Source organism: Vibrio sp. QJM3NY_35 (assembly GCF_057785915.1).
This window is the reverse complement of record NZ_CM173507.1, coordinates 1,577,451-1,600,279: the sequence shown is the minus strand read 5'-3', so window position 1 is coordinate 1,600,279 and position 22,829 is coordinate 1,577,451. Positions and strand designations below refer to the sequence as shown.

Annotated in this window: 21 protein-coding genes; 2 read left to right on the top strand and 19 right to left on the bottom strand. The window is 44.6% G+C overall.

All coding sequences use genetic code 11. The features are described from left to right. Window positions 1–145: 145 nt before the first annotated feature. Both AC3CH3_RS07315 and AC3CH3_RS07310 read right to left on the bottom strand, forming a co-directional pair. Window positions 146–2,335, bottom strand: coding sequence for an immunoglobulin-like domain-containing protein (locus tag AC3CH3_RS07315; protein ID WP_488538082.1), 2,190 nt, complete (start codon window positions 2,333–2,335; stop codon window positions 146–148). Window positions 2,336–2,822: 487 nt separating this feature from the next. Then, window positions 2,823–3,821: a hypothetical protein gene (locus AC3CH3_RS07310; RefSeq protein WP_019826670.1), complete on the bottom strand. Its 999-nt coding sequence runs from the start codon at window positions 3,819–3,821 to the stop codon at window positions 2,823–2,825. Between the two features lie 239 nt (window positions 3,822–4,060). On the opposite strand from AC3CH3_RS07310, the gene AC3CH3_RS07305 reads away from it, so the two are divergent. Then, window positions 4,061–4,300: a PAS factor family protein gene (locus tag AC3CH3_RS07305; RefSeq protein ID WP_172379436.1), complete on the top strand. Its 240-nt coding sequence runs from the start codon at window positions 4,061–4,063 to the stop codon at window positions 4,298–4,300. Between the two features lie 146 nt (window positions 4,301–4,446). Here the strand turns inward: AC3CH3_RS07305 and AC3CH3_RS07300 are convergent, their stop codons facing one another. The 4 genes from AC3CH3_RS07300 to AC3CH3_RS07285 all read right to left on the bottom strand — a co-directional run bounded on the left by AC3CH3_RS07300 (window position 4,447) and on the right by AC3CH3_RS07285 (window position 9,318). Further along, the gene (locus tag AC3CH3_RS07300) at window positions 4,447–6,171 is read right to left on the bottom strand and encodes a methyl-accepting chemotaxis protein (protein ID WP_488538168.1); all 1,725 of its coding nucleotides are present in this window, start codon (window positions 6,169–6,171) and stop codon (window positions 4,447–4,449) included. A gap of 618 nt (window positions 6,172–6,789) precedes the next feature. Continuing rightward, window positions 6,790–7,206 carry a MarR family winged helix-turn-helix transcriptional regulator gene (locus AC3CH3_RS07295; protein ID WP_019826679.1) on the bottom strand — a complete coding sequence of 139 codons (417 nt, stop codon included), beginning with the start codon at window positions 7,204–7,206 and terminating at the stop codon, window positions 6,790–6,792. Further along, window positions 7,184–8,170, bottom strand: a complete 987-nt coding sequence (gene dmeF / locus AC3CH3_RS07290; protein ID WP_488538081.1) for a CDF family Co(II)/Ni(II) efflux transporter DmeF — start codon at window positions 8,168–8,170, stop codon at window positions 7,184–7,186. Before dmeF ends, AC3CH3_RS07295 begins: the two co-directional genes overlap by 23 nt. 275 nt (window positions 8,171–8,445) lie before the next feature. Next, window positions 8,446–9,318, bottom strand: a complete 873-nt coding sequence (locus tag AC3CH3_RS07285) for a LysR family transcriptional regulator (protein WP_488538080.1) — start codon at window positions 9,316–9,318, stop codon at window positions 8,446–8,448. A 183-nt stretch (window positions 9,319–9,501) separates the two neighbouring features. On the opposite strand from AC3CH3_RS07285, the gene AC3CH3_RS07280 reads away from it, so the two are divergent. Then, window positions 9,502–10,761 carry an adenylosuccinate synthase gene (locus AC3CH3_RS07280; protein ID WP_019826682.1) on the top strand — a complete coding sequence of 420 codons (1,260 nt, stop codon included), beginning with the start codon at window positions 9,502–9,504 and terminating at the stop codon, window positions 10,759–10,761. A 74-nt stretch (window positions 10,762–10,835) separates the two neighbouring features. On the opposite strand, the gene AC3CH3_RS07275 is transcribed toward AC3CH3_RS07280, so the two are convergent. The 13 genes from AC3CH3_RS07275 to cpaB form a co-directional block, all read right to left on the bottom strand. Next, window positions 10,836–11,777, bottom strand: coding sequence for a sensor domain-containing diguanylate cyclase (locus AC3CH3_RS07275; protein WP_488538079.1), 942 nt, complete (start codon window positions 11,775–11,777; stop codon window positions 10,836–10,838). Between the two features lie 130 nt (window positions 11,778–11,907). Continuing rightward, window positions 11,908–12,546 (bottom strand): OmpA family protein, encoded by a 639-nt coding sequence (locus AC3CH3_RS07270; RefSeq protein ID WP_488538078.1) that lies wholly within the window; start codon window positions 12,544–12,546, stop codon window positions 11,908–11,910. An 8-nt stretch (window positions 12,547–12,554) separates the two neighbouring features. Next, window positions 12,555–14,111 (bottom strand): TadE/TadG family type IV pilus assembly protein, encoded by a 1,557-nt coding sequence (locus AC3CH3_RS07265; protein ID WP_488538167.1) that lies wholly within the window; start codon window positions 14,109–14,111, stop codon window positions 12,555–12,557. 10 nt (window positions 14,112–14,121) lie between these two features. After that, complete coding sequence (gene tadF / locus AC3CH3_RS07260; protein WP_488538166.1) at window positions 14,122–14,679, bottom strand: tight adherence pilus pseudopilin TadF; 558 nt, start codon at window positions 14,677–14,679, stop codon at window positions 14,122–14,124. Continuing rightward, window positions 14,669–15,151 (bottom strand): TadE/TadG family type IV pilus assembly protein, encoded by a 483-nt coding sequence (locus AC3CH3_RS07255; RefSeq protein WP_488538165.1) that lies wholly within the window; start codon window positions 15,149–15,151, stop codon window positions 14,669–14,671. The genes tadF and AC3CH3_RS07255 overlap by 11 nt, the downstream gene beginning before the upstream one ends. Next, entirely contained in the window at window positions 15,138–15,875 is a 738-nt protein-coding gene (locus AC3CH3_RS07250) for a tetratricopeptide repeat protein (protein ID WP_488538077.1), read from the bottom strand. The genes AC3CH3_RS07255 and AC3CH3_RS07250 overlap by 14 nt, the downstream gene beginning before the upstream one ends. Window positions 15,876–15,887: 12 nt before the next feature. Further along, complete coding sequence (locus AC3CH3_RS07245; RefSeq protein ID WP_019826694.1) at window positions 15,888–16,730, bottom strand: type II secretion system F family protein; 843 nt, start codon at window positions 16,728–16,730, stop codon at window positions 15,888–15,890. Beyond that, on the bottom strand, window positions 16,727–17,629 hold the full coding sequence (locus AC3CH3_RS07240; protein ID WP_488538076.1) for a type II secretion system F family protein: 903 nt from the start codon (window positions 17,627–17,629) through the stop codon (window positions 16,727–16,729). The genes AC3CH3_RS07245 and AC3CH3_RS07240 overlap by 4 nt, the downstream gene beginning before the upstream one ends. A 1-nt stretch (window position 17,630) precedes the next feature. Further along, window positions 17,631–18,902, bottom strand: coding sequence for a TadA family conjugal transfer-associated ATPase (locus tag AC3CH3_RS07235; RefSeq protein ID WP_048658590.1), 1,272 nt, complete (start codon window positions 18,900–18,902; stop codon window positions 17,631–17,633). Then, a complete protein-coding gene (locus AC3CH3_RS07230; RefSeq protein WP_488538075.1) occupies window positions 18,899–20,140 on the bottom strand; it encodes a CpaE/TadZ family protein in 1,242 nt (413 codons plus the stop codon). Before AC3CH3_RS07230 ends, AC3CH3_RS07235 begins: the two co-directional genes overlap by 4 nt. Then, entirely contained in the window at window positions 20,140–20,619 is a 480-nt protein-coding gene (locus AC3CH3_RS07225; protein ID WP_488538074.1) for a hypothetical protein, read from the bottom strand. Before AC3CH3_RS07225 ends, AC3CH3_RS07230 begins: the two co-directional genes overlap by 1 nt. Further along, window positions 20,616–21,986 (bottom strand): type II and III secretion system protein family protein, encoded by a 1,371-nt coding sequence (locus AC3CH3_RS07220; protein ID WP_488538164.1) that lies wholly within the window; start codon window positions 21,984–21,986, stop codon window positions 20,616–20,618. The genes AC3CH3_RS07225 and AC3CH3_RS07220 overlap by 4 nt, the downstream gene beginning before the upstream one ends. Next, a complete protein-coding gene (gene cpaB / locus AC3CH3_RS07215) occupies window positions 21,986–22,810 on the bottom strand; it encodes a Flp pilus assembly protein CpaB (protein WP_488538073.1) in 825 nt (274 codons plus the stop codon). The genes AC3CH3_RS07220 and cpaB overlap by 1 nt, the downstream gene beginning before the upstream one ends. Window positions 22,811–22,829: the final 19 nt, after the last annotated feature.

Below are 22,829 nucleotides of genomic sequence, written 5' to 3'. Positions count from 1 at the left end.
TTTGATCTAGAGCAATATGCAGAGCAGAGTTTAAGGTTAAGTGGGTTTTAAAGCTCTAAGTAAGAAATATTTGAGCGTAAAAAAGAGAGGCACAATGGCCTCTCTTTGATCGTCTACTTTATATTGCTAGCGTTGAGCTATCAGACTACAGCTTTGTCCAAGCATCTTGCCAGTATTGGCTATCTGCTGGAGCGTAAGACGCGCTTGCACACCATGCCGTGTATGGCCAAGGTTTACATTCGTACAAGCCATTATCGCTGCCGACCACAATCTCACCCGCTGCGTAGTTTGTACCCGCTTCATATGGAGGGTAATCACCTGGAGGAGGTGTTGTACCGCCGCCGTCTTTAACAGCGAAAGAATCGTTTACCATCACCATTTCACCGTCAGACGCTTTGCCGACCACTTCGAGTGCATATTGCCCTTCCGCTACATCGTATAAGTCGATGGTAATAGCGCGGCTGTCCGTTACGTTAACCTTAGTTTGCTCAACCACAGTACCTGCACTGTTGATCACCATAGCGGTAACATCTAACGCTTCATTTGATGTCAGTGTTAGATCTAAACGAACATTACCGTTATCTGGCGCATATTCTGATTGAAGCCCTGAAACTACAAGCTCTAAGTCATCGCCCGGATCTGGGTTACCACCACATGAAGAGTCTGAAACTTTTCTCCAAACGCCCCACTCACCTGTCGTTCCAGGTTCTTCACCGCGAGTGTACCACCCAGCTCCCCACGTTGAACCGTCATGAGATACTTGGTCGCCTTCCACATAAACGGTGTCGGCATCCCATGCCGCAGCACAGTTAGAGTCATCAGTCACAGACACCTTACGGTCAGCGGTTACAGTTTGGTTCGCGCTGTCTGTTACGCTATACACAAGCGTGTAGTTGCCGATTTCATTTACATCGACACTGCCAGTGTGTGTGATAGTACTTGTTAGGTCGCCATCTTCAGCATCATTTGCTGTCACGCCCGCCATAGCATCAAACGCAGTTCCCAACACAACAGTCGTGTCAGACACACCATTAAATACCGGCTTCTGGCTGTAAACCTCTACCGTTCTCGCTTTAGTAGTTTCGTTGTTATCGCTGTCTTTCACTCGGTAAGTTAGAACGTAAGTACCAATCACACTGGTTTCAACGTAACCTTCAACATCGATTGATGACGTTAGATCGCCGTCTTCTTTGTCTGTTGCCGTTACGCCTTCCATAGGATCAAACGTTGTGCCGTGAAGAACACGGGTATTTTCGATACCTTTAAGAACTGGCTCACCCTCGACTGGTGGTGGCGTTACTTGACCGTGTACAAACGGGCCGTAGTCTTTAATAAACTGCTCGTTGTATTGTTGGCCATTTTTGTTCGTGCCCATGTCCCAGTTGATAGACCAAGTCATCACACCACGTAGAGGTTGGCCTTGCGCCGTTAGGCTATCAAACGCGTCGTACAAATCTTGTGGCTCTTGCACAAAACCTGTCGCGGCCGCATCGATACTTGAAGGAATACCAAACACGAGCTTGTCATGTGGGATTTTGTGGAAGCCGCGCGTTCCGTTGATAAGCGAATCAGAGATGTAGTAGATGAATTCTTCTTTTAACGCATCGTTGTTTTGAGCAATCCAACCCACACCTTCAACCCAGATACCGTCGCCACCTTGGTTGTAGAATTGTGGGTTAATCCAGTCGTAATAACCTTCTAGATTATCAATATAAGGTACATACTTGCCGCCTGTTGTTAGATACGGGAACTCAGGCGCCATAGTAATAAGGAAGTTTTTCCCTTCGGCACGGTAGTGATCTTTTACTAGCTTAAGTGCGTCAGGAATGACCGTTTGGTTGTTTGCTGCGGTTACGGCTGCTTGTTCAAGGTCGATATCTAGACCATCGAAACCGTAACGCTCGGTAAGACGGATAATCTCATCAGCAAAGGCTCTTTCATCACCGGTTTCTAGCTCTGCGTGTGCATCAGCACCACCCAAAGCCAACAGTACAGAACGACCTTGCTTGTTGAGTTCAGAGATTTGGTCAATAAATTGTTCTTCTGAAAGCCCAATGGTTGGGTCCAGTTTAAAAGTTGGGATTCGACCATCAGCCACATCGTAAACCTTCATGAATGACACATTCACGATGTTGTACATTGGGTTCACTTCATTCAGCGTCACACATGGCGCATTACCACCTTGGTAGCCGCCACCGTCACACCAGTTATGCCAATAACCAACCACGACGCCAGAATCTGGATTCGTCATATCTGAACCATTCGCATAAACAGCGCCTGACATAGCCGCCATGCCGACCGATACTGCTAATTGTAGAGCTCTACGTTTCAACATTAGTCCCACTTCCTTACTTAACAGCTGTGCCCATCACAACCGAACCAATTCATTGTAATCATGAATATTTATAGAGAAGTAATAGAATTTATAGGAAAAGATGACCTTTGATTTAACTTGTGATTTTAAGTCACAGATTGAATATCATAATCAATATGGTTTTGACTTTTCATTCAAATTGAAATGCTAAAAACTGTTATTTTCGGTCGAATGCATTGACCATGCAAATGTTTAATCAAGCTTAATTCACTAAGATAATTAACCAAAAATATAAAAAATCACCGACAAGAAAAAATGAACTTTAAATCGGCAAAATTCACCCCAAACACGCCGTAATTACTGACCTCAGACCAGACACCATTGCGAGTGACATCACTAAAATAGCCTGGATATAGCCATAATACATGTGCTAGCAATGCACACGTATAACGGAACATAGGAGTAAGAATTTTGGGAATTTTAAATCTATACACCGGAAATCTTTCAGTTAACCCTCAGCACCAGATGAATAATATACATCCAATAGTGAAATAAAATTCACCTTATCAAGTTCATTAAGTTGATTAATACCAGCCGCTGCTTTTCTTCCTCCACCCGTTTCAAAGCTTGAGCAAATTTCGTCTGCACCCGTTCTGTTTGATAATGGCGCCCGTAAGCTCACCGTGTAAGACTCGCCGTCTTGGTTTTTCGTTAATACTGCTTGCGCTCGGTTTGGATCTTGATTAACGATTTCATTACCAAATACGCCACTGATGCGCCTTGCCCACGTCTCACCTGGCAGTTCAAACACACGTGCGACTTCACTTTCATAAACAGGAGCAAGGTTTGATAACTGCTGGCGATCATTTTGATAAGCATCTCGTAGTCGATAAAACACCGAGTCTTTATCATCCAAAAGATCAAACGGATTCGGATATTGATAAAGGGTTTGGTAGAGCTCAATTGGCGTGAAATGCAAATCGCTTAGTGACGAACCGTAACCATTGTAGTTAACCAAGGTACCTAGCTCTTCTAAAAACTCTGTTTGAGATGGATCGAATCCATTTTCATCCGCTAGCCGCACGGCCACGGTTTTTAGATTATCGCCAAAGGCAGCCGCGATTGCCCAAGCCAGATGCGCACCATTCAGCTTCTGGTTTATCAGCAAGCTCGTGCAGCTCTCTGGCGCGGTATCAATCAGAGTATCTAAATGCTCAGAAGTTGGGACATCCCCTGTTCGGTGGTGATCGCAATAAAATACCTTGATGTTGGCGTCTAGCAGTGAGTGCAATGCAGGCAGGTTTTTCTCCATCGACACATCTAAAACAGTAACGGATGAAACGTCACCTTGCTTACCCGGCTCCGTAATTTGAGTAACAACTTGAGAGACCAACTTAATATCACGCTTTACACCTGTAATGAGCACGCTCTCCCGTGGATCACTTAATCGCAGCTGTAACAACGCGATTATGCCATCTGCGTCTCCGTTGAATACGTCGTAGTGCATGTTGTTCCTCTTCCTATAGATTTAACCGTTTGCCAGAAACGCGCTAATTCGTTCGTGTGTTCGATAGTCTGTCATTATTTTAGTTATATTTCACAGATACTTAAGTCTATTTTGGAATGCCTTATTCTCATTAGACTCAAAAGATAAACACATTAATAATATTGTATGACGTATATCACAGTAAACAAACCTCAAAAGATTATAAAATAAGCGCCTCCCACTTAATGATAAAGAGACGAATGAACACTACCACCACTCTTGTTTATGACACTTTGAAAAGCCTTGCTGCTCACGCTCCTGAGCAACATGCCGAGATTCGCCAGCGTTTATATGAGCAGTTGAGCCTGCCATTTAACAAGCAGCTCTCGTTATACGCTAATGTGCTTGGTCCTATCAGCTCAGGTAAATTAGCGGGATGCGACAATATTGATAAAGCGGTTGAACTGGCACTGGATGTGCTGGAATGCCGAAATAAGTAATTCCCCTTTAAATACGTAATATAACGGCCCAGATCTTCCCCCAGATCGGGCCGTTTTTTTTATTCTTGTCTTTTATCTATGTGAATTTCAGGCACAAAAAAGGCGCAGATGATCCACGCCTTTTGTTTTAGTAAGTTCTATGTGGTTTACGAAGTCTTGAACTGCGCGACCGCTTGGTCCATGTCGTTCGCTTGTTCTGCTACCTTGTCCACTTCAACTAAACAATGCTGCGCCGAAGCGTTATTGTCGTTCGATATAGTGTTCAGCTCATTGATTGAGTCGCTCACTTGCGCCATTACTGCACCCTGCTCTTCAATCGCTGAGGCAATACGTTCTGAATTACCTTGGATGCTTTCCATATCGCTCAAGATAAGTTGCAAGCTTGCATCCAGCTCTTCTGAATCTTTCAGCGTTAGTTGGCCTTGTTGATTACACTCGCCAATCTCTGTCATCGACGCCTGCATCTGGCTTTGAATTGCACTCACCACTGAGGTTATCTCTGTGGTCGATTGATGCGTTCTGCTTGCTAGTGCACGTACTTCATCGGCAACGACCGCGAAGCCTCGGCCTTGTTCACCCGCACGTGCCGCTTCAATGGCTGCATTTAGTGCCAGCAAGTTGGTTTGTTCTGCAATGCCTTGGATGATGTTTACTGCATCGCCGATTTGATCAACATGATGGTTCAGGGAGCTGATCGAATCTTGGCTACTTGAAAGGCGTTCAGACAACTGGGTGATATTGCTGATGGTTTCAACCACCACTTCACGGCCTTTATCGGCATTCACTTTTGCTTGATGAACACCTTCAGCCGCAACTGATGTGCTTTCTGAGATTTCACCTATTGTGAGTGCCATTTCTTGCACTGACGTTGTCATGGTAGAGGTGTGATTTGCTTGAACTTCAAACTGTTTGATGACTGACTCTAGCTCGTCATGCATGTTCGACGTGCTTTGCGTCAGCTGCAGTGACTTAGATTGAGATGCCGCGATCAAGCCTTCCAGCTGATCAAGCAATTGGTTGAAGTATTGGCCTAAAGTGCTGAGTTCGTCTTTACCATCAAGGTGGGAACGAATAGACACGTCGTTAGAATCAACAATATTGCGAATCACCGAAAGCAGTGACTCAATCTTGCCAATAATAGAACGGACAATTAACCAACTGAACAGAATGATTGACACGAGTAGCGTGACGCAAAGGATGTTGTTGATCAGCGATAGTTTGTCCATCTCTTGCTGCGTTTGTTGGTCTAGCACCGCCGAGAACTCTTTAAATTGAGTCTCGATAACGTGTGAACCAGAACGAGCTTCGCCTAGCAGGCCTTCGTTATGCTTCAAACCGATCACGCGCTTCTGCTCAACCACTTGGCGCGCAGCATCTATCAAAGCAATTGAGCTTCCAACACTAGAAGTAATAGAAAGAACACTCGGGTCAAACTCCCCCTTCTCAATTAAGTCATTGAACAGGTAAAGTTCGATTTTTTGTTCAGCACTGGCTGTCGCGCTGATGTTATCGAGTAAAACATGAAACTCGCCTAGCAGGCCTTTGTCACGAGCTAGACCATAGACTTCGCTCGCTTTGACTAGGTTAACAAAGCTGGTGTGGTAGGTTTCGATGTCTTCACGTAAGTGTGTGCTGTTGGCTAAACCTAAATCACTGAGCACTGTATCTAGCTCAGATTCCGACGCTAAGAATTTGTTGTAGTTTACGTCGAACTTGTCGAGGTATTTCATATCGCTACGCAGTAAGAAATCTTTCTCGTTACGGCGAAGGTTGAGCAAACGCACTTCAAGTTCTTTGGTTATTTGTTTGGCTTCGCTCATTTGAGCGGTGGTGTCTGCAAATTGTGATGTGGTAAACAGCAGTGAAATCATGCCGAAGATGGAGAACATCCCCAACGAATAGAGCTTTTTCTTTATATTCATATACGTGGCTCGTCTTTACTAAATTAACTATGAGTATCTAAATAAATCGCATCAAAGAATGGATAACCAACTTGCGCGACCTGATTATTATTATGGTTTTTATATCGATAATGAGCGTCTAAAACTGTGGCTTCTAAGTCCACTAGCTATGACGTTCTTAATTGCATTTAAACAGCAAATGAAACAGCCAACTAAAGTTAAATTTATCAATAACACAAATTTATTACATGTACATTAGTTGAATGATAAAAGTGAGAGACAGCTATTTGACGGAGCGTAAAGGCTTGAACGCCTTGCTATGTAAGGCTTTGAATTAAAACACTTTGGATAATTATTGACCTTAGGGTTAGAAATGACACTTTTTTGGCTCATCAGAGGAGCAAGAACGAAGACCAATATTGGAGATTTTGACTCGTTTTTTAAACAGTGAACCCATCGATGAGTGATTGTACTGTCGAGCGTAAACGGCGAAAAAAATGGACCTACTCAATTAGAGTCAGGTCCATTTTTGGATTTCTTAATCAATCGCTTTGCAGATAATAAGTTAGAGTGCGAACTTAAGGCTGACTAAAACGCTTTCACCATCTTGGTTAGGCACTTCAATAATACCAATTTCTCGTCTTCTTCGATGTCTTGCGTCAGCTCATTAACCAAATTCAAGTGAAGCTGGTTATGGTGAACGTGGATCTTCTGACCTTCATCAGTTAATGCCACCACAATTGCACGACGATCCGTTGGGTGTTCATGGCGTTCAATCAATTCGGCTTTAACCAACTTTTCGATTTGAACAGTAAGTGTACCCGTGGTGATACCCAACTTTTCAGCGAGCTCTTTCATTCTTAACGCGCCATGCATACCAAGTACTTCAATGGTGTGTACTTGAGCCAGGGAATAACCCGTCTCTTTGACAACAGACTGCTCCCACGAAGACATTTTATCGTAGAACTCAGTCAGTATTTGGTTAAGCTGTTCTATATTTCGCATGGACGTTTGAATGCACTTCAAGAGTAAGATGATTAATCTTATCAAACTTGGCGAGCATTTGTTTATATTCAGAGACGGTTTTATCACTGTTTGATTCAAGAGTAATCGCTGCTGAATAATGATGCCCACTCACCTTCCACATATGGAAATCAGTGACCGATGCATAAGGCGTTAAGGTTTCAGTCACTGAGTCACGATAATCTTGGTCGATATTCTCATCCAGCAGGATTGGACTGGTTTGTTTCATAAGGTTCATCGTCCACTTGGCAATCACGAATGCGCCAACCGTTCCCATAGCCGCATCCAACCAGTTCCAACCGTAAAACTTACCAAATAGCAGAGCAACTATCGCAAGCAGCGAAGTTAGAGTATCCGCCAACACATGCATATAGGCAGCGCGTAGGTTGTGATCGTGATGGTGCTCGTTATGTTTATGACTGGGGGCACTGTCGTGATCATAGCTGTGTAAATGACCGTGCGAATGTCCATGACTGTTGCTGTGGTCGTGTCCGTGGTCATGATGGTGATCACCGAGTAAAAACATACTCACGACATTCACAGTTAAGCCAATACAGGCGACGATGATCGCTTCATTAAACTGAATCGCTTGCGGGTTGAACAAACGATGCACCGATTCCACCAGCATCAACAATGCTACAATCCCCAATGCGATCGCACTGGTGTAGCCCCCTAACACGCTAACCTTACCTGTACCAAAAGAGAAACGTTCGCTCTCGGCATGTTTCTTCGCATATCGGTATGCAAACAAGGTAATCCCAAACGCCGCAGCATGTGTTCCCATATGCCAACCATCGGCAAGCAATGCCATTGAACCGTAAATATAGCCCGCAACGATTTCGACAACCATAGTAACGACTGTCAATAACAAGACGTAGAACGTGCGTTTCTCACCTTGGCTGTTATGTGAAGAAAAGTTGTGTTGGTGACGTGTTGGAAAACTCAAAATGGTGTCCTTAGCTGGTGTTTGTGGTTAGGCGATCGTTGTGAATAAAGCCCTTTGATTAACAAGTAATTTGACAATCAAAGTAATTAATTGAAATTTAGTTTGATTATCAAACTTTGTCAACGACGAGTTTTAAAACTCCGATTTGTAAGACGAATTGCTGATGGTGCGCGCTAGGTCGTTCCGGAGCCTATAGATTCAGTACAGACTGAGATTTTCAGGCACAAAAAAGCCCACACGATGTGGGCTTAACTGGAACAGATTCAGGGATGGTATTATTTGTTTTGCAACAGAGTAATCTCATCATTCACCCACCCTAACAACTGCTTGGTCGCTTTCGACAACACTTGATTCTGCCTCACAATATAGCCAAGACTGGTGCTCGAAAAGTTTGCCAATGGTGTGACTTTTGAGTTCAGATGTTGCTTAGTTGATATTGCAAATTCAGGAACAATCGCCACACCAAAACCCGCTTCTGCCCAGTCGATCTGAGCGTCGACACTTCCTACTTCCATTACCCTGTGATTGGGTAGGTTTAAATTTGGTAAACCTTCATCGATGAAGTCACGTGTTCTCGTATCATGGCCCAGTAGAATCAAAGTGAGCTCGACAGCAGAGTCTTGGATATTAAACCCATCGCCTAGCGCACACCAAGAAAGTTCCTGAAGCTTTGTGAAATATAACGACTCGTTGTGCTGTTCTTTGGCGATAACAAAGCCAATATCCGCCTGAGCATTTTTAACTAAACTCGATGCCTGAGATGACGTGGTATTCAATAGCGTAAGGTCAATACCGGGATACTGCGCTTTGAATTTCTGGAACGGGCGAATCAGCAAGAATCGAGAAATGATGTCACTTACGGCAATGGTTAATGTCCCTATTTTAAGGTCATTAATGGCGTTGAGATCGGCCTTACAAATTTGCAGTTCGAGTAACGTACGTTGGCTTGTTTCCAATAGCCGTTCACCCGCTTGAGTTAATTGAAATGGGCTTCTTTCAATCAACTTTATACGCGTTTGTTGTTCTAATTGTTTTAGGTGCAAGCTCACATTGGGTTGTGTCATATGCAGTGCATTGGCCGCTTTCCCAAAATGCTTGTACTCCGCAAGCGTCACAAACGTCTTCAACAAATTAATATCGAGCATCATGTCCCCTCTCTCGTGTCACTTATATCATTCCCTACAGTGATAAACGAACGCGATAGGGAATCTCGTTTCTAGCTTAAGACTTTAAGTATATATGGAATTCTTATCAAGATAATAAAGATAATTAATTTCTCTTATCCACTTTATAGGCCTAACATGATTTCTCAATCAGTTAGGAGAAAAATTATGCCATCTATCGTTGTTGTGGGCGCAAACTGGGGTGATGAAGGCAAAGGCCGCATCGTCGATTTTTTAGCAGACCAAGCTTCTGCTAGCATTCGTTTTCAAGGCGGAAACAATGCAGGTCATACTGTGGTAAATGACTTCGGTACTTTCAAACTGCACCAGCTACCGAGTGGTATTTTTAATCCTGATTGTACAGCGGTTCTTGGCCCTGGCATGGTGATAAGCCCTGCTGCGCTAACTGAAGAAATTGCAGAAGTACAAGCGGCTGGCATCAAAGTGAAAATGGCGATCTCCGATCGTGCGACACTGTGTCTCCCTTTACACGCTCTTGAAGATACACTTGAAGAAGAACGTTTGGGCGATGGCGCTTACGGTTCAACACGTCAAGGTATTGCTCCAGCGTACGGCGACCGCGTGATGAAGAAAGGCATTCTTGTCGGTTGGCTGAATCAGCCTGAGATTTTAGAGCAGCGCATTCAATTCCTGCTTGATTGGAAAATGCCTCAACTTAAAGCACTATACCCTCAATGTGACTTCACTCAGACTGCTTCTGAAATGACAGAATGGCTACTTGAAGTGACTAAAGCTTGGCGCCCGTTCATCTGCAACGTAACTGAGCCGCTAAAAGCACTGCAATCGCAAGACGCAAACTTACTGTTTGAAGCTCAGTTAGGCGCAGGTCGCGACCTTGTCTACGGTGAATACCCTTGGACAACGTCTTCGAATGTAACTGCAGCTTATGCAGGCATTGGTAGCGGTTTACCTGCCCTTCGCCCTGAACGCGTTATTGCTGTTGCTAAATCTTTCAGCTCGTCAGTGGGTACTGGCACGCTTGTAACTGCAATGGAAGAGCAAGACAGCTTCCGCGAAAGCTCTAACGAATACGGTGCAACAACAGGCCGCCCACGTGATATGGGTTACTTCGACGCAGTAGCAACTCGCAACGGCGTTGACCTGCAAGCTGCAACGGAAATCGCACTGACTAAGATCGATTGCCTGTCTGGTTTGTCTGAACTTAAGATCTGTACGGCTTACTCAGGCGAACATACTGAGAACCCGATTTGGCCACAAACGGCCGAACTAAAACCTGTTTATGAAGATATGGCAGGTTGGGACGAGGACATCACTGGCTGTCGCACGTTTGAGAGCCTTCCTCAAGCAGCACAAGATTACGTAACTCGTATCGAAGAATTGATGGGCGTGCCAATTGTGATGGTATCGGTCGGTCCTGAGCGCGAACAAATGATCATTCGAGCTTAGTTTCGAAAATAGCTAAAGCATCATCTACATCAAAGCCCACATCCAGTGGGCTTTTTTACAGCTGTCACAAACATCTAAATCTTGTTCTTCTTGTTGAGGTACATGTTTTCATCAGACGACTTTATTAGATTAATAATGTTGAAACTTCGAGAATCCGCGACACCCCAACCATATGAAAAACCGAGTGGCACCTTATCATCACAACGAAAACCTTCGATGAAATCATGGAACTCTGCATGGATGTTACTGACCAATTCACGAGCATACCCAGGCTCTTCTGAGTGTATGACGACGATGAATTCATCACCACCGACTCTAGCCGATATAGTGTTGTACTTTGAATTGTTTTTAATACATGACGCAAAGCCAGATATGTAATCATCACCTTTGAAGTGACCATACGTATCATTGATGTATTTCAGGTTATCCAAATCAAAATACAAACAAACGATCTCTCCATCGCTGATGTTTGCTTTGTTGAATTCATGGAAAAAACCCCTTCGATTAAGCAGCGTCGTCATGATATCAAAGTGACTGTTTTTGTATAAAATCCGGCTCTCTTCTTTTAACAGGATTTCAGAACGCAATAGAGTCGATATGTTCTCAATTAAGTTAACTTGGCTTTCGGTATACATTGTTGGGCTTAAATCAAACACCAAGAGCACCGCGAACACTTCTTCATCGATATCCCTAACAGGAACCCCGCAAAAAGACTTATAGGCATCCTTACCATTCTCAGAAACGGAATCACCACCAGCGTGACCACTCAAATAGACCGTGCGATTTTCGTTATGCACATACTCACAAAATAGGCTAATTTTGCTCTTATGTTGGTTACACGATATGTTTGAGGAGCTCCACACACTCTCAGAACCAGAGCAACTCAAATCAGAGAGCATGATGATGCCCGCATTCGATGCGTCCATTATATCTCGTATGTTATCCAATATAGATACCCAAGTATCGACATCGATATTTCTTTGCATCCCTTCAGAAGAGAACTTATCAAAAAGCATTTATATTTCTTTAGTATCAGATAGTTAAACTTAATCGAATATTCATTAGTATACGTTGTAACAAAAATCCCAAGAGCGATGATCTAGGGCGGTTATTACCTAGAACTAAGCAACAACCAAACCCTACATCCTAATTGTCTAATTCAGAAGCATCATTCGTAGAGGCCCAAATTTCTGTGCGTCGATTCTTCGCTCTACCCTCTGGCGTTGCGTTAGACGCGATAGGTTCACTTTCACCAAATGAACGAATGACCAAGCGGTTCTTCTCCACGCCATTGGTAACCAAAGCATTTGATGTCGTGAGCGCTCTTTGTAGTCCTAACGCTTGGTTATAACCCTCTGCACCTGTGCTGTCGGTGTGCCCATCCACCGTAATCGCACTGCCGTTAGTGTTTAATTCGCCTGCAAGTTGGCTCAGAGCTTTGCTGCCCATCGGCGATAAATTGTGTTGGTCAAAACCAAAATGAAGACGTGCTAGTAACCCTTGACGATCTTGGTTACTGATCCAAGTCTTACATCCTGATTGGTTCCTACCTAGATTAGATTGACCTGCTAACGCTTGCTTTAGCTCACTGCTGTCAGACGGCTGCTCTATTTGTAAAAAGCCCTGCCTGTGTTGTGCAATGCCAACGACATCGTCAACCGTAACACTGTGTTGATATTCACTAAACGCAGTGTCGCAATAAGTACTGATACCTTCTTCCGCATTAGCGATAAAACTAAGCTGCAATGTCGATAAAACGATTGAACTGACCATTAACTTTTTCATATTTTCCTCTAGTACAACTTAGTGATTCCGCTTGTTTTTGAGCCTTTACGGATGAGTTCTTCTATCTTTTCAATCAATTCATCGAGGTTAGATACATCGATGATGTCTTCACTTGAATCAACAACACAGTCTTGAAAACCACTTTGTTGAGATGCTCGAAAGTCGATACCAATAACACCTATGTATAAGCCCGGTATCTCTTCTCTTGCTTTGTCACACATCCCCTTGTCGACGAGCCCTTTGAGAATGCCGTTATTAGGGCTCTCCTGCCCGTCACTCAAAATCAGTAGCATCTTGATTTTCTTGTTGTAGACTTGCTGCTCTTCTTGATCGGAACTGTTTGGGTCACCATCATGCAGAACTTGAGAACCTCTCAATATGCCTTGAAATGCCGCCGTACCACCGTCTGCCCACATCGAACTAATCGGATTCAAGTCTGAAAGCTTGTTCGATAAGCGAATGTTGGAAAACTGCGATGAATCGGAAGAACCATGCGCGTTAAATAGACGAGTTCCACTCACTCCATAGAAATCAGGCTGTAACCCCGACTTATCAGTAAACATCGTCGACACTGATGTCGATAAATCTACATAGTTGTATACGTCAGCAACTCGGTAATTATCTTGATTAATCACATCCTTGATACGTTTGGCGTACTTTTGATTGTCCGATTTTGGTTTTGGGCAATATGATTTCCAGTACGCACAATCAAGCACATAATCTTGCGAATAGGTACGCCAGTAATCCCAGTTAACATCGTTGTAAGAATAAGGCGATACGTTGGTTTTATAGTTATCTTTGTAGCTCAATTGGCTTGTCGCGTTGGCTCTATTACCCGAGACGATTTCCCTCGTTCGAACGTTAAATGGCACAAAGCCAACTCGGTTAAGCAGCTTGTCTCCGGTGGTATCTTCTCCGGGCTCATCACAAACGTATTTCCACTCTCCATCGACATAGTCCTGTTTAATCGATGTGCAAAGAATTTTGCTGGATATTTCATCGATGGCGGTTTTCAAATCGTCGATTTTTCTGTTTCGATTTGAACCCCATCTGTCGTTCATTGAACCGGAAAAGTCCGACACAAAAACAATGTCGATGTTGTTGTCACCAAGATACACCGGGTACTTTCTCGCTAACGAACGGCCCGCCAGGTCTTGCTGCTCATCAAAAGACGGGATAAAGCTACTCGCAAACCAAGAGTCGTGTGTCGTCTTGGCATTCACTGTGTATTGGATGTATTCAAGAACCCCAGCACCCTCGTCTTCTGCTTGGTGGAAACGGTCTGCAGAAAGGTTGGTTGATTTGATGTCTCGAACATAGTTTTCGACATACTTGGTCGCCAATCCACGGGCCTGATCCGGTTGATCTTCAATCGTCACCGCTATGGCCGCAGCCTCTGCTGAATCTCTTAATCGGCTGGTCTCTTGAACATAACGTGTGCCTTCAACCGCCCAAAAGGTCATGCCCATGATTGGAACAAGCAGTAAGCCCATCCACACCGCGGCAACCCCTTGTTGTCTTTGGAGACTGATATGCTGGCGATTGATTTGACGCCCATACTGCATTTTCATTTCATTATCTCCCTGGCATTATTGAAGAAGAGCCAATCTTAACTGTGGTACTGCTACCACCGTTGAAGAAGGGTTTGAACCAAGAGCTTTCCTCTTCACAAAGACTGATTCGGTACAATGGATACACAACCCCCTTCTCTACAGACGCTAGATCCGCATGATCGAGAATCGAATCGGTTTGGCAATTTAGGCTTCGATACTTGCTGGTTGAGAATTCAGCAACATTCGTTTTATTGGTCAACGATTCAATCTTGATGGCCACATTGTCTACTGGTGTATTGAGCATTCGGCTTGCTACTTTCGTCATGTCTAGTAATTCTGCGTTGGTCACAGATAGGTTCGTTCCTGCCAACACATCTGCCTCAAAATAACGAGTCCGCTCTTTGATAACATTGACTAAGGCAAAGCTGGATCGATCAAGCTTGGCACGTGCGAGCAATTGATAGCTCAAGTCAGCCCCAAACAGATAAACGCCCCATAAGGCCACAAGAATGAAAACTAACTCAATGGTGTAAGAGCCTTGTTGACTACGTTTCGCATACACACCTTGATTACGGAGCATCATCTTTCCACCCCTCGTGCTCTAAGTTCAAAACCATGGTGCGTGAGATATTTCTATCTGCGGCACCGGCCAATTTAATGACTGGGGTATAACGGTAGGTCACAGTGATCTCGGCTAAGTCGTATTTGAAGTTCAAGCCTTGATCTGAGTGTCCCCTGTTCGCGATAAAATCGTCGTAGGTTTTGAAGTACTGACCTGCGATAGAGAACCTTGAGCTATCAATTAAGAAGCTCCATAGGTTGTCATCGTCTTCAATTAACGACCTAAACTTATTCTCGTACTGTTCGTTGATCCCTTTACCTTCATATATTTTGGTATTCCTGATGGTTTCTCTCAGCGAATACTCGGTCATGTTCACAACGTAGATTTGGTAACTTGATTCGAAGATCGCAAAGGTGGCAAAAAACAGAACAAGCGCACCTAGTACAAACTCAATCGCCGTCACGCCCTTCTGATTGTTAAGACGCTTCATCATTAACTCCCAATTGAGTCAATTCAGCAGCGATGTTCTGGATCTCTTCTGCTGAGAAGTCGCCTTTGAGTAACTTTTTGGCCGAGTCAATTTGCTGAGTTTTCATCAGAGCAATAGCCAGATTAGCTTTAACGGTTTTATTCGCTGGGTCTTCTTTTAAAACCGGAGCCAATGTTTGAATCGCTTGTTGGTACTCGCCATTAGCCATTTGAATCATTGCGATGTTGTTCTTAACGACGACATCGTCATAACCGCATAAACGTGCTTGGTTGAGCTCTTGTTGTGCTTCATCGTATTTCCCAACTTTGGTGTAAGACACACCAAGCAAGACGTGAATTTGACCTGTTCTGTTTCCAGCATCGATAGAGGCTAAGTAAGCAGAAATGGCACTTTCAATATCGTTTTTTGCATCAAACACTTGTCCTTCTAATTGGTACAAGTTGGGATTTTCAAACCCCTCTTTTTGCAGATGTTGAACATAAAAGTCTGCCGATTCGATATCCCCTTTATGGAAGTATGCCCATGCTAGATTCTCTTTCACCTCTGGATCTTCGGAGCCCTGCTCTAGCTGGGATTTGTAATAACTAATCAAGCCATCATAGTTGTTCACTTTTTCCATGCTCGTGACGTCGGCAAGCTGTAAATCTTGTTGTGTCGGTGCCGATTGACAGCCCACCAATACACTCAGCGTGAGTAAAATGAAGCCGATACGTTTTCCAATCATTCGCAATTCTCCCTAGATGCTCAATGTCATTTGCATGATGCTCGGCGCGAGAATCAGGATAACGATCGGGAACATGATGAAAAGGATCAAAGGCACACTCATCTTCGCAGAGAGCTTACCTACCTTCTCCTCAACGGTAAGAATTTGAACTTTTCGCATGTCTTCAGCGAGATCACTTAACACACTCGCCACGGATGTCCCGTATTGCAGGTTTTGAATTATAGTCAGTACGAAGCTTCGTACTGGTGGCGTCGGAATACGTTCACTCAGATCATTGAGCGCCTTTTCAAGTCCGTGTATTTTTGCAGAATCCGACGTGCGCTTAATTTGGTAACAAAGGTCTGAGTCAAATTCAGCAAGCTCTTTCCCCAAATAAACCAGCGCGGCTTCAATCGTCATACCGGTTTGCACACATACCGACATCATGTCGAGCAAATACGGTAGTTGAGCTGAGGTTCGACTGATCAACATCTTGCGTCGCATTTGCAGCAAGGTATCTGGCACGACGATGACGGCAATCAGCGAGAAAATAACGACGAGCAACTTGTTGGTTGATGTCATATCCCCCAACAGCACCAACCCTGAAATCAACGCCAATACCAATAACTTGGCAGGGAAATAAAATTTCGCCCACTCGGTGTTGTAATAGCCCGCCTCAATCATCTTTTGCTCGAGCTCGTGTCGATGCTCTTTACCAAAACGAACAAAAAATCGGTTTACACGCGAAGGTGGACGAACAGCATCGTCTCCAATATAGAGTGCAACTTTCTTATGTCGTTGCTCTTTGCGAATCGAGTCGACAATTAGAAAGAGTAACGAAAAGAACAACACAATAAGGGAAGCCAGTAACATCATGCGCGTACTCCTCTTACTAATAACCAAACAATGAACAAGCCGAACAGCTCACTACCCAGCACGTAAAACAATATGATTCTTCCCTCTGGGTCATAGAGAACAAAATCCACATTAGCGGGATTAACGTAGTTGAGAATAATCATAAAAATCAAAGGAATGGCTGCAACGATTTTGGCTGAAATTCGCGCTTCCGACGTCATCGCCATCTTCTTTTTCTCAAGTGTTCGAGAGTCAACCAAAACCCTAATCAGACGAGCTAACACGCCCTTTAGTTGACCACCGCGAGCGATGTTTGCCCTGATCGTCACGGTAAAGAACAAAAACTCTGGGTACGGGTAGTTTTTGCATGAGCGTTGAAGCACCACTTCTGGAGACTCACCTAGCTTCAGTCGCTCTCCCATTAGCTTGAACTCGCGTCCAATGGGGTTGTGCATCACATCACCCACATAACTGATGGCTTGCATTAAGCTGTCACCCGCGGTGACGGCACTCATTAGAATATTCAACGCGTCAGGGAACGTATTCTCAAAGTCTCGACGCCTTCTTGTGACCAGAAAACGATAACCGAAGAAGATAAACATCAAAGACGAACCCAGTACCAACCAAGAGTTGGTGATTGATAGTAGATCTGTAACGATGTACCAAGACGCAATAAGGCTACCCGTTATATATAACGCGATGTACAACGTCGATCTCGGGCCCAACACCATTAATGTTGGTGAGATGGAATCTTTGAATTTTTGCCAGCCTTGCTTGCGCACCAATGACTTCACGTTAATCGCATTAAAGTTTTCAGATTCTGCTTCTTCGATATTGAAAAATTGGTAGACCTTTTTGACCTTTGAATCTCGGATCAAAAGTAGCACAAACGCAAATAGGATTAATGAAATCCAAAGCATGCTATGCCCCCTTAAACGCAGCGATGAGCTCATCATAGAGCCCGAAAAATTGCGCTTTTTTCACAAGCTCAGATCGTTGCATAATACCGTCGGTGACGAATTCACCTTTAACAGTTTCTCCGTAATGCGCGTCGTCATAACGAAAGCGATAGATCTCTTCCATCACCACGCTCTCGCCTTCAAGGCCCACGATTTCAGAGATACTCGTGATCTTACGAGAACCATCGCGCAGCCTGTTGACCTGAACAATCATCTGAACGGCACTCACTATCGTTCTTCGAATCGCATCTAGAGGCTGATTCAAGTTCGCCATCATCACCATGGATTCAACACGGGCAATCGCATCGCGCGGCGTGTTGGCGTGCAACGTAGACATCGAGCCATCGTGCCCCGTATTCATGGCTTGCAGCATTTCAAACGCTTCAGAGCCACGACACTCGCCCAGAATAATTCGGTCTGGACGCATACGAAGCGCGTTGATAACCAATTCACGCTGCGTTACCGCTCCGGTTTGCTCAACGCTTGATGTTCGTGTTTCCAGTCGGACCAAGTTGGGTTGTTGGAGACGCAGCTCGGCCGCATCTTCAATGGTGACAATGCGCTCATCTTCAGCAATGTATTGAGATAGTGCGTTGAGCAGTGTGGTTTTACCTGAGCCTGTACCTCCAGAGATCAATACATTAATTCGGCAGCGCGAAGCGATCATCAGCACTCTCGCCATATCTGGAGACATAGACCCGAAGCCAATCAAATCTTCAAAGCCGATGTTCTGCTCTCTGAACTTACGAATAGAGATCGAAGTACCATCCAACGAAATGGGAGGAATCACGATATTCACACGGCTTCCGTCTTCTAACCTGGCGTCGACCGTCGGCGAAAGTTCATCAACACGTCTTCCAACACGTGAGGCAATACGCTTAGCAATGGCTAACAGTTGTTCTTCATTCACAAACGAGACTTCGGACTTTTTCACCTTGCCGTGTCGTTCGAAAAAGATGTTGTTGGGTCCGTTCACCATGATGTCGGAAATGGACTGGTCTTCGACTAAAGGCTGTAGAGGCCCCAAACCAAACAGTTCATCAATCAGGCTTTTTACCAAGCCTGACTTCATCATCGAGGTGATCGGTCTTTGATAGCTATTCGCCAACAAATCAACCGCTGCTTGTATCTGCGATTCAAGGTCTCGACGGCTCATTTTCTGAACCGCTTCTGCATCTAGGGCTTCAAATATCTGGCCACGAAACGCGAGGTATAAGTCTTTATTAGAACTCATTTAACACGCACCTTTTTCAACCAAGAATTCATGCCCTTCTGCTCCATCGGCTGACCATTGATCAGTTTCACCAGTTGTTCCATAGAACGACTAATGTGACGGTCATGCCTATGGCCGCGTTTACCATCGATAATGATGTGCGCTAACGCTTTGCAGTAATCGACTTCGAGGTCAACTTCTGCGCCTAGATACTTAATAAGATCGGGCTTTTGTAAGACGTAAGCGTTTTCCGGGCGATGGTAATTCACCACCGTAATCACGCGCGTACGCGACGATAACGAAAGCTGTAAGTTGGAGACTTTTTCATACAGTCGTTTTGCACTTCTTACTGAAGACACAGATGCGTCTAACACCAACACAACCACATCAAAGTTTTCTACCAAGAGTTGAGGTTCAACTTTGAAATCCACACCACCAGAAAAGTCTTCGATAATGAAATTGGTGTTGCGCGCTAACAACTCGCACAAGGTCTGGTTGTAATTAAGAACATCGCTTTGGCTCATGTCGCCATCAATCGCCAACAGTCGTAAATTTTTGCGAGCGTTGATTAGGTAACTCAACGCCCCTTCTTCATCCATTTCGTGCAATGGTGCGGTGAACTCATCGATGGTTCTCGGCTTAAAATCCTTTAAGCCAAGCAAGACATCAATGTTGGTATCGGCATATTGATGATCGACAAGAATCGTGTCCGAGCCTTGCGTCGATAATATTGAGCTCAACTCAGTAGTGATAAACGATGCGCCAACGCCACCTTTTGAACCGACAATCGCCACGCGCTTCGCTTTGCGTTTCTGACTCACACCAGAGAACGTCTTCAGGTTCTTGCTAACGTGATTTAAGAAGTCAGCAAATTCCTGCTTATTCACCGGCCAGAACACGTAGTAAAAACCCATGTCTTTAAGAGAACGAAGCGTAGAAATGGCATCCTCTTTACCAATCACCACCACGCCTTTGTGTGTGGGTAGTTTACTTGCAAAGGCTTTAGCGTCTTCAACAACATTGGTCGAATCATTAAGCTCTAGAATCACAATGTGGCTACTTTGTTGTTCTGTCAGCTTGGTCAAGCCGGCTTTGGCTTTAACGCATACAGGATCATTCCACCCTTCAAATCGAAAGACTTCTTGAACAAGGTCTAAACACTCTTGAGATTGATAGAACAAAGTACATCCGGCAACACCTGTCGTTCCGGTCTGAACTGGCTTGGCCTTTGTTGTTAATGCTTTAGTCAGGTCAAACATTATTGCTCTCCTACCAATCGAGACTTGTAAGCCACTTGCTTCAAGCGCATCGATTCAGCAAAGCAGTCTGGCTGCCTCAACCGAACGTGAATCTGTGCTGGTGCGCATTGTTGAGTCTTCAAACGCGTTAAGGTCACCTGAATCTTTAAGTCGCTTGGTAGCAACGGAGCGCTTCGATACGAGACTCTTTGTGGCGCGATGAGATGTGACGGATATTGATCGAAGATCTCTTGCAACATCTGTTTGCTGCGGGTTGATTTGTAATCCACGACATAAGTGGCTTCTTTGTCCGTTGATTCAATATCTTGAATCAAAGCGATAATCTGCTTGGTGGTTTCAGCACGGTTTTTCATCGCAAACTCAAAGCTGTGGTGCTCTTTGTACACCAAGGCTTCAGCTCCATGACCAACAAAATATTGCTCAGAGGCGCAGCCTAAAAGTGACGTGGTAAATAACGCCATTAATAGTAATTTCTTCATTGGATAAACCCTCCTTGCGACAACAGACGAATCGTTGCATCGGAAGATGTCACCGACTTACCATCCCATTTAATGTTTAGCCAACGCGCCAACGTGGAAGTCTTCTTGATGTAAGGCAGTTGAATGTCTTTCGGTTTCATCGGTTCCACAAGATTCACGGTCGCAACGATGATCAATTCAGTGCGCTTTCTTTCTGTGGTTGCTTTTCGGAATGCAGCGCCAAGTACTGGAATATCGCCAACGAAAGGGATCTTTTGCATTTTTTCCAAATCAGCACTGCTCATCAAGCCACCGAGAACGAAGCTGTCGCCATCGGCCAGTTCAACGGTTGTCATCGCACGTCGTGAAGCCAATTGTGGGACTTTGATTCCTGCCGCTTCAACATAGCCCTCAACTTCGCTCACTTCAGGCGCTAACTGCATGCGGATCTTGTCTTGGCTAAGCACTTTGGCAGTAAGGTCGAGTTTGATGCCGAACTCTTTGAATGAAATGTTCACGTTACTGCTGGTAGAAACGATAACGGGCACTTCACCACCCACAAGGAAACTTGCAGATTCACCAGATAACACGGTTAAGTTAGGTTCAGCCAAAACTTCTGCAATCTGATCGTTACCTAACGCAGTGATTAATGTACTTAGGTTAGCCGCATCGAACTGGTCGAAAACAAACTCGCCAACACTTGAGCCCACTGAGCTCCAATCGACACCAACGGTTTGGCCAAACGATTCAGTAACTTGAGCCACCGATATTTTGACGTTCACCTGCTGGGTGGTCGCGACTTCAATACGTTCGATGATCCCTTCCCACGTCATGTTGCGCGCAAAGACCATACTTTCCGGCTCTTCATAATCAGAGTTGTCGGATTTAAACTCTAGCTTCTGAGTTTTGTCCCACTTCTCGGTTTTTTCTCGTCCTAGCAGAGTGGCAACCAAACGATAGATGTCGTCACGAGTCGCTTCCGAATCCACAAGGCCACTGACGGCAACTTGCTCACCCACTGATTGAACCTTGACCTTGGCATCAGGGAAATGAAATTTGAGTTGACGCCTAATATCCGTAAGATTCAAATCAACAATGATGCGATCGGAAAGCAACACCTCGTCATCAATTCCGTAGACGATCAGACGTGACTGCCCAATAGCATTGGCGAACACGACTAGGGTGTTGTCATTGATTACCTTGTAGTCAACGATATCAGGGTTATTAATGAACACTTGGCCAATCGGGCTTTTGAATTTGATGTGCTGACCATCGTTGAGCGTAATGGAGCGATCGGCAGCAAAACTGTTTGTTATAAAAAATAAGCCAATCAGCGGTGCCAACATGGAAACACGCAGTGCTTGCTTGATTCGATGATGAATCATAATTACAAAACCTCTCTAGGATTATTCTCATTACCGCGTAACTCAGCAATCCCGGTATAGTTATCAATAATGTTGCGCACCTCCGCAAACTCAGGTTGCGTATAGGTTTGGCTTCGATAGATTTCGATGTGCATTGTGCGCTGGGCTAGTGCGAGTTTTGGTAACTCATCGGGGCTAACTTCAATGACTACCGTAGTCAATTCGTCCTCTTTGCTCGGCGCTCGAGCGGTGACAGAACTGTCGCCTGTTTCGTCATTTCCGATGTTGAGGACTTTGACGTTTTTAAGAAACATTGAGGCTTTCACTCCTCTAAAGCGCTTTGGCTTATCGATATTGCCAGCCAAGTTGGCATTAGGAGAACTCACCGTCAGAACATCGATAAACGAACCTGGTCGGATGTAGTCGTTAATTAGGTTTTTGTCGCTGACTTTCAGTGGGTATAGCGTCATACCGTCCGTAACAAGAAGATCAATGTATCCAGGTTGGCCAGGCGTCACCTGATATTCAGGCAGTACAACCTCGCCGGCGTTAAGGTTTCGATTTAACAAAATAGAGGGTGAAAAGCTGATTTGGGCGTCTTCTCTGACACCAAGCGTTAATGCTTTACTAAGAGGGAGTTGTTGTTTGACGACACCTTGAGCATCGAGCGGAAGCCCTTTTTCATAAGGTTCCGTGGTCATCCAAACAGAAACATACTCTTCACTTTTTTCTTCCGCTACTTCAACGGTCGTTGACGGTTTAGGTTCACTCTTAAACAAGTCGATAACGCCCAGTGCGCCAACTATCAAGGCGGCAATGGCAACAAGTAATACCAGTCGAGATCTCATAATGTTCTCATTCTTGGAG